The 1,626-nt window shown below is 30.8% G+C and carries 1 protein-coding gene; it reads left to right on the forward strand.

Features of this window, described 5'->3' with window-relative positions:
- Positions 1-219 precede the first annotated feature (219 nt).
- Complete coding sequence (locus WAO74_RS09845) at positions 220-1,215, forward strand: IS110 family transposase (RefSeq protein WP_422161681.1); 996 nt, start codon at positions 220-222, stop codon at positions 1,213-1,215.
- Positions 1,216-1,626 lie beyond the last annotated feature (411 nt).

Raw genomic sequence — 1,626 nt, forward strand, 5'->3', positions numbered from 1 at the left:
TCCTTTAGATTTGTATTGTTAAGTTTTTCTTATTTATTAAGTATTTAACTTTACAAAAAAGAACGGAGTGAACTTTTGGCTCCTCTAGTGATCTAGAACTATTTTGCGTATTAGTCTCCGTTCTTTCAACTTCGATTACAAAGGACCAAATAGAATTTTAGTTTCTACCTTATAAAGGTTTTAGTCAACGTAATCTTTTTTCTAATTAAAAACAAAATTATGGAAATTAAACAAACTATCGGCATTGACATTAGTAAATTAACTTTTGATGTTCGTATTCATAGCAATCAGTGCTATAGAGTATTTGATAATACCCCAAAGGGTTTTAAAGAACTCATCAAATGGGTTGATAAAAACAATCCTATTTCAAAAGAATACACCTTATTTATTTTAGAATATACCGGTATTTACTCTGAGGAAATAGCTTTATTTTTTACTAAAAATGACATCTCTTTTTCTTTAATTCCTGGATTAGAAATTAAAAAATCATTAGGTATTTCAAGAGGGAAAGATGATAAAGTAGATGCTACAAAAATTGCTTTATATGGACACCGATTAAGAGATGAAATCAAACCTTCCAAAATACCATCAATGGCTCTTAGTAAATTAAAAAGACTCCTTACCTTAAGAGAGCGCCTTGTTAAACAAAGAGCTGGACATAAATCTACCATCAGAGAACAAAAGAGAATCTATCTTAGAAAAGAGAATAAACTCTTGTTTGAAACTCAAGAGAAAATGATAAAATTTCTAACAAAACAAATTAAGAATATTGAGTTGGAAATGAAACAAATTATTAAGACAAATCAAGAATTAAGTCAGCAATATAAATTAGTTGTTAGTGTAAAAGGTATTGGTGATCAGACGGCACTTTTTATGATTGTTACTACAAACGGTTTTACAAAATTTAAAAGCTGGAGAAAATACGCTTCTTATTGTGGGATTGCTCCTTTTCCAAATACTTCTGGAACCAGTATAAGAGGGGGAACTAAAGTAAGTAACTTGGCCAATAAAAAACTTAAATCTCTTTTTGATTTATGTGCTAAATCCGCCATCCAAAACAATCCAGAAATGAAAATATATTATCACAAAAGGTTAGAAAAAGGAAAAAACAAAATGAGTACAATCAATATTATAAGATGCAAATTAATGGCAAGAGCTTTTGCAGCAGTTAACAGACAAACACCGTATGTGAATACTTTAAAATTTGTTGCGTAAATAACCAAATTTTATTTGGTAGTGTCATAGAATACGCAATGACGTGCTTTTTATGTTAAATCTAGAATACACTGTTCTAAATTTTAGGAACTCGCTTGTGTCATTTTGTTTTGTTGATTGTTTTAAGAAGCTCAAACAGCCTAAAATTTTTACGGAAGCTTCTTTTCAAATTTTACGCATTGTTTTCGGTAGGCCGTTTCCCTAGCTTGATGTTTTTTGGTTGGTTTTCTGATTACGAACGTAGTGGAATCAACCTTATGATGTTTAGTTAGTGATTAAGCGCGATTGTAATTTGATGAGACCTGCCAGGTTTTGGAAACCTTGCAGGTCTGAATTTAGATTTAGTAGGTTTATTACAAGAGTGGTTGTAGAATACTACTGTCTTTGCGAACGTAGTGAAGCAATCTCATG

Origin of the sequence: Polaribacter sp., assembly GCF_049276715.1 — a bacterium.
Lineage (GTDB): Bacteria > Bacteroidota > Bacteroidia > Flavobacteriales > Flavobacteriaceae > Polaribacter.